At 68.3% G+C, this 6,155-nt stretch carries 6 protein-coding genes and 2 pseudogenes; 3 read left to right on the forward strand and 5 right to left on the reverse strand.

The genetic code is table 11. The annotated features are described in order from the left end of the window. Nucleotides 1-742 (reverse strand): annotated as a pseudogene (locus A5652_RS19790) (transketolase); the annotation flags it as partial. 254 nt (nt 743-996) lie between these two features. On the opposite strand from A5652_RS19790, the gene A5652_RS19795 reads away from it, so the two are divergent. Together A5652_RS19795 and A5652_RS19800 are read left to right on the forward strand one after the other, a co-directional pair. After that, nucleotides 997-1,923, forward strand: coding sequence for a heme o synthase (locus A5652_RS19795; protein ID WP_067355397.1), 927 nt, complete (start codon nt 997-999; stop codon nt 1,921-1,923). A gap of 111 nt (nt 1,924-2,034) precedes the next feature. Then, nucleotides 2,035-2,433 (forward strand): hypothetical protein, encoded by a 399-nt coding sequence (locus A5652_RS19800; protein WP_067355400.1) that lies wholly within the window; start codon nt 2,035-2,037, stop codon nt 2,431-2,433. Between the two features lie 12 nt (nt 2,434-2,445). On the opposite strand, the gene A5652_RS19805 is transcribed toward A5652_RS19800, so the two are convergent. Next, the gene (locus A5652_RS19805) at nt 2,446-3,420 is read right to left on the reverse strand and encodes a quinone oxidoreductase (RefSeq protein ID WP_067355415.1); all 975 of its coding nucleotides are present in this window, start codon (nt 3,418-3,420) and stop codon (nt 2,446-2,448) included. 19 nt (nt 3,421-3,439) lie between these two features. On the opposite strand from A5652_RS19805, the gene A5652_RS19810 reads away from it, so the two are divergent. Further along, nucleotides 3,440-4,105 carry a hypothetical protein gene (locus tag A5652_RS19810; protein WP_067355402.1) on the forward strand — a complete coding sequence of 222 codons (666 nt, stop codon included), beginning with the start codon at nt 3,440-3,442 and terminating at the stop codon, nt 4,103-4,105. Here A5652_RS19810 and A5652_RS19815 read toward each other — a convergent pair. The 3 genes and pseudogenes from A5652_RS19815 to A5652_RS19825 all read right to left on the reverse strand — a co-directional run. Continuing rightward, complete coding sequence (locus A5652_RS19815) at nt 4,070-4,996, reverse strand: heme A synthase (protein ID WP_156745441.1); 927 nt, start codon at nt 4,994-4,996, stop codon at nt 4,070-4,072. The genes A5652_RS19810 and A5652_RS19815 overlap by 36 nt on opposite strands. 73 nt (nt 4,997-5,069) lie before the next feature. Further along, nucleotides 5,070-5,780 (reverse strand): ABC transporter permease, encoded by a 711-nt coding sequence (locus tag A5652_RS19820; protein ID WP_232001252.1) that lies wholly within the window; start codon nt 5,778-5,780, stop codon nt 5,070-5,072. 77 nt (nt 5,781-5,857) lie between these two features. Next, nucleotides 5,858-6,155: pseudogene (locus tag A5652_RS19825) on the reverse strand (ABC transporter ATP-binding protein); the annotation flags it as partial.

Consider the following 6,155-nt stretch of genomic DNA (forward strand, 5'->3'; position numbering starts at 1 on the left):
CCTCGATCGCGACGACGTTCTCGCCGCCCTCGATCTCCTGCACGTGCCAGCCATAGGCCCGATACCGGGCGGCGGTGTCCTCACACAGCGCGATATTCGTGTCGTCCTCGATCGAAATCTCGTTGTGGTCGTAGAAAACGATGAGGTTGCCCAGCTGCTGCACCGCCGCCAGCGACGACGCCTCGGAGCTGACGCCCTCTTCGATGTCGCCGTCGGAGGCGATCACGTAGATGAAATGGTCGAACGGGCTGGCACCCGGGGCGGCGTCGGGATCGAACAGGCCGCGCTCGTAGCGGGCGGCCATCGCCATGCCCACCGCCGACGCCAGACCCTGCCCGAGCGGGCCGGTGGTGATCTCAACGCCCTTGGTGTGCCGGAACTCCGGGTGCCCGGGGGTCTTGGATCCCCAGGTGCGCAGCGACTCGATGTCGGACAGCTCCAGACCGAAACCACCCAGGTACAGCTGCAGGTACAGGGTCAGACTGCTGTGCCCGCAGGACAGGACGAACCGGTCGCGGCCCAGCCAGGAGGTGTCGCTGGGGTCGTGGCGCATGGTTCGCTGAAACAACGTGTAGGCCAGGGGCGCCAGGCTCATCGCCGTCCCGGGATGGCCGTTGCCGACCTTTTGTACCGCATCGGCGGCCAGCACCCGAATGGTGTCGACGGCGGCCGAGTCGAGCTCGGACCAGTCGTCGGGAAGGTGCGGTTGGGTCAGCGTGGAGATCTCTTCGAGTGTCGTCACAGACTCTGTCCTTGGGTCATCGAGCTGATCAATCCCACCCTAGTGCGGGAGGACCGGCTATTGCAGCGCAGGATTTCGGGTACCCACAGCCGGCAGATGTGAAAATTACGCGCCCGTGGAAAGCGTTTAACATTCAGTGCGGAAATCTGGGAAAAACCTGCGGAAAGGACCCGCGGGCGGGCCATCGCCACAACCCGGTCTACCATCGTGTGTAGTAGATGCTGCGCGCCGCTGCGACCCCGAGGAGTTATTGCGTGAGCGTTCGCGGGCGCGTCGCGCCGAGCCGATTGCCAAGCCGAATACAGGGCACGGTGCTGGCTTATCTGGCGCTGACCAAGCCCCGGGTCATCGAATTGCTGCTCGTCACCGCGATCCCGGCGATGTTGCTGGCTCAGCGCGGCACCGTGAACCCGCTGCTGATCGTCAACACGCTGATCGGCGGGATGCTCGCCGCCGGGGGCGCGAACACTCTCAACTGTGTGGCCGACGCGGACATTGACAAGGTGATGAAGCGCACGGCCCGCAGGCCGCTGGCCCGTGCCGCGGTGCCCACGCGCAACGCCCTGGTGCTCGGCCTTGTGCTGACGGTGGCCTCGTTCTTCTGGTTGTGGTGGACGACGAACCTGCTGTCCGGGCTGCTGGCGCTGGCGACGATCGCGTTCTATGTGTTCATCTACACGCTGCTGCTCAAGCGCCGCACCTCGCAGAACGTGGTGTGGGGCGGCGCGGCCGGATGCATGCCGGTGATGATCGGCTGGTCGGCCGTCACCGGCACCATTGGCTGGCCCGCGCTGGTGATGTTCGCCATCATTTTCTTCTGGACGCCGCCGCACACCTGGGCGCTGGCGATGCGCTACAAGGACGACTACAAAGCGGCCGGCGTGCCGATGCTGCCGGCCGTGGCGACCGAGCGTCAGGTGACCAAGCAGATCCTGATCTACACCTGGCTGACGGTGCTGGCCACGCTGGCGCTGGCGCTGGCGACGGGCTGGCTGTACGCGGCCGTCGCCGTGGTGGCCGGGGTGTGGTTTTTGGCGATGGCCCACCAGCTGTACGCGGGCGTCCGCGCCGGCCAGCCGGTCAAGCCGTTGCGGTTGTTCCTGCAATCGAATAACTATCTGGCCGTGGTGTTCTGCGCATTGGCCGTGGATTCGGCCATCGGTTTGCCGCACCTGTTCTGAGCCGGTCTCCGAGTCGGATCACCCCGGCGCCGCCAACGCGTCACCCGGCGAATTCGAAAAGTGATGTCGGATATGGGATCGGTAGCCGGTCCAGGGGATCACACTTTTGGCATGACTAACCGCATCATGCGGACATTGATCGCCGGAACTCTGCTTTCGGCCGGACTGTCCTTCTGCGACATGGGCATCATCACGGGTACCGCCGACGCTAAACCCGGACCGATGCCGCTGGACGCGTGGCCCGGCTGTCCCAATGACCACCCCCAGGGGCCGTGCCGTTGGTGTCCCGGGCAACCATTGCCGCCGACCGGCAACCATGTCACGAACCCCGTCGTCTGGGACAACAACGTCTGCCACACCTACTATTACGTCTGGTTCGGGCAGGGCAATGTCGCCCAGAACATCTGGGACGGCGACAACCCGCCGGCACCGCCACCACCCCCGCCGCCGGGCCTCATCAACAGAGACAACTGCCAGCAGATTCTCGGAATCTTCTGCCCTCACGCGTAGCGGGCTCGTTATCTAGGGCAGCAGCACGATCGAGCCCGCCGTCTTGCGCCCCTGCAGATCCCGGTGGGCGCGGGCGGCCTCGGCCAGCGGGTAGCGCCCGCCCACCTCGACGGTGATGTCGCCGCCGGCGATCGCGGCGAACAATTCCTCTGCCCGCCAGCTGAATTCCTGTGCGGTGCGGACGAAATGCGCCAGCGACGGCCGGGTCAAAAATACCGAGCCCGCCGCGTTGAGGCGCTGCGGGTCGAACGCCGGGACGGGCCCGCTGGCCGCACCGAAGAGTACCAGGGTGCCCCGGATGGCCAGGCTGGCCAGGCTGGCGTCAAACGTGGTGGCGCCCACCCCGTCATACACCGCGGCCGCCCCGGCGCCGTCGGTCAGCGAACGGATCCGCTCGCCGAATGCCGCGGGATCGTCAGGGTAGGGAAGCACCTCGTCGGCTCCCGCCCGGCGGGACAGCCGCTCCTTGTCCGGGGTTGAGACGGTGGTGATCACCCGCGCGCCGAGAAGGTGCGCCCACTGCGTCAGGATCAGCCCGACGCCGCCCGCGCCGGCGTGCACCAGCACCGTGTCGCCCGCCTGCACCGGATACACCGATCGCAGCAGATAGTGGGCGGTCAGCCCCTTCAGTAGGGCCGAGGCCGCCACGTCGGCGGTCACGCCGTCGGGCAGCTCGGCAGTCAAATGTGCTGGGGCCGTGGCATATTCGGCATACCCGCCGGATGCCGCGGCACTGACCACGCGGTCGCCGACGTCGAGTCCGTCGACGCCGTTGCCCAGGGCTTCGATCGTGCCGGCCAATTCCGAGCCGAGGATGAACGGCAACTCCCGCGGGTACTGCCCCGAGCGGAAATAGGTGTCGATGTAGTTGACGCCGATGGCCTCCGCCTTGATCAGCACCTCACCCGGTCCGGGCGTGGGCGCGGCCGTATCGACGTAGCGCAACACTTCGGGGCCGCCGGTCTCGCTGACTTCGATCGCGTGCATCTGCTTATCATGCCCGGGCATGAAACTCGCTCGCCCGGACATCTTTCATCCCCGCATCGTGCTGGCGGGGCCAGGCGACGACGCGGACAGGACGGTGGACGACGCCGGTCTGGTGGGCGCGCTACGGCGACGCGGGCTGCACGCGCGCTGGCTGCCCTGGGACGACCCGGAAACCGCCAGCGCAGATCTGGTGATCCTGCGAGCCGCCGCGGAAATCCCGGATCGGCGCGACGCGTTCCTGTCCTGGACACGGCGCGTGCCTCACCTGCTCAACCCGCCCGGCGCGGTGGCCTGGAACCTCGATGAGCGGTATTTGCGCGACCTCGAGAATGACGGGGTGCCGACCACCGGACCGGACGCGGCTCCCGAGGCGACGCTGATCTTCCTGGGCGGCGAACAATCGCACGCCTGGCCGGTCGAGCCGCAGTTTGAATTGTGGGACCTCGGCTACGCCGCCCTCGCCGCTGCCGCCGGACGCGCCGGCATCGCCGCGCGGGACCTGCTGTACGCGCGCGCCGACGTGGCCGGAGAACGGCTCGTCGGGCTCGACCTGGTCGCGCCGTCCTTGGGCTGGCGCCGGCTGGACACCGTGGCCCGCGAATTCGCCCAGCGCCGGTTCGCGCTGGCGTTGGAGTCAGCTTGCGAGCGGCTAGGGCTGGGCCCGCTCTCGCATCGAAGCCCATAGCGCCGCGGTGGCCGCCGTGCAGGCCGCGGCCCCCGCCACGTGCAGGGCGACCAGCACCGCCGGAACTCCGGTGTAGTACTGGGCGGTGCCGACCGCGGCTTGGGCGAACACCAGTGCCAGCAGCACCCCGAGCCGCAGCAGCACGGGTCGGGCGGCACGCACCGCCAGTAGCCCGAAGCTCAGCCCCACCAGTAGCGACAGGTAGGCGATCAGCAGCGACGAGTGCACGTGCACCAGGGTGTCGACCTCGACTTTCAGCCGCGGGACCGTCCGGGTGGGGCTGCGATCGCCCGCGTGCGGGCCCGCGGCCGTCACCAGCGTGCCGGTGACCAGCACCGCGGCCAGATTCAGCCCGGACAGCGCGGTCAGCGCGCGCAGCGGCCTGACCACTCGCTGGCGAACCCCTCCGTCGTCGGGTTCGCCGACTTTCACGTACAGCAGCACCGCCAGCCACACCATCGTCATCGACGTCAGCAGGTGGATCGCCACCGTCCACCACAGCAGCCCGGTGCGCACGGTGATGCCGCCAATCACCGCCTGCACGACGGTCGACACCGGCATCAGCCAGGCATAGACGAGTACCTCGCGTCGCCGCCGTGCCCGGGTCACGGCCAGCACAGCCAGCGCCGCGGTGATCACCACGGCGAAGGTGACCATTCGATTGCCGAATTCGACGGCCTGATGGATGCGCGGCACCTCGGCGTGGGCCACCGGAACGAAGCTGCCCGGAAAGCACTGCGGCCAGGTCGGGCAGCCCAGGCCCGAGGCGGTGACGCGGACGATCGCGCCGGTGATGGCGATGCCGCCCTGAGTCACGATGACCAACGCGGCGATCAGGCGCTGCACGCCCCGGCTGGGGTTGGGGAGCAGGTCCACCAAGCGCAACAGCATCCGTCCAACCACGGCCCGATCCTAAGGCACCGAAAACTACGGCCTGTAGTACGCCCGGGCGGGCCGACGAACGTCAGGTGAAGCGGAACCAGCGCAGCGCGCTCAGCGCGCCCACCGCGCCCCACGCCACCAGAACGACCATTCCGAACCAGTCCACCGACATGGTCATCGCCTGCGACAGCGCCTCGGTGAGCGCGCCGGACGGAGTCAGTCGCGCGGCCAGCTTCACCGCCGCCGGGGTTATCCCGGTTTCGACCGTCAGCGCGCCAAGGCCCGCGAAGACGAACCACATCAGGTTGGCGACCGCGAGCACGATCTCGGCGCGCAGCGTCCCGCCGAGCAGCAGCCCCAGCGCCGCGAAGACCACGGTGCCCAGCGCGATGACCGCCGCGCCCAACGCCAGGGCCGCCGGCGTGGGTCGCCATCCCAGCGCAAAACCGATGGCGCCCAACAGGATTGCCTGGAGAAACACCACGGTGACCACCGCGAGAGACTTGCCCGCGATGATGCCCCACACAGGCAGCGGGGTGGCTCCGAGCCGCTTGAGCGCGCCGTAGCGCCGATCGAAGGCGACCGCGATCGCCTGACCGGTGAACGCAGTCGAGATCACCGCCAGCGCCATGATGACCGGGGTGAAGGTCGCCGCGCGGTGCTGGCCGAACGAGCCGAGCGGCAGCAGCGTGAGCCCGACCAGCAGCGTGATCGGGATGAACATGGTGAGCAGCAGCTGTTCGCCGTTGCGCAACAGCAGCTTGAGTTCCAATCCGAATTGCGCGGCAAGCATTTTCGGCACCGCGCTGGGCCGCGGATCGGGAGCGAAGGTGCCCGCGGGGAAGGCGTTCGGGTGAGTCTCGTTGTCCGTCAAGGCCGTAACTTCCTGCCGGTGAGGTCGAGGAACACATCCTCGAGGCTGCGTTGCTCGACGCGCATGTCGGTTGCCAGGACGTCGATCCGCGCGCACCACGCCGTGACGGTCGCCAGCACCTGGGGGTCTACGTGCCCCTCGACCAGGTACTCGCCCGGCGTCACCTCGGTGGCCTTGTAGTCCTCCGGCAGCGCGGCAGACAGCAAGGACAGATCGAGGCGTGGCGGCGCGCTGAATCGCAACTGGTCCTTGGCCCCACTGCGCATCAGCTCGGTCGGCGTACCGGAGGCCACG

The sequence above is a fragment of the Mycobacterium sp. 1165178.9 genome (assembly GCF_001673555.1).
GTDB lineage: Bacteria > Actinomycetota > Actinomycetes > Mycobacteriales > Mycobacteriaceae > Mycobacterium.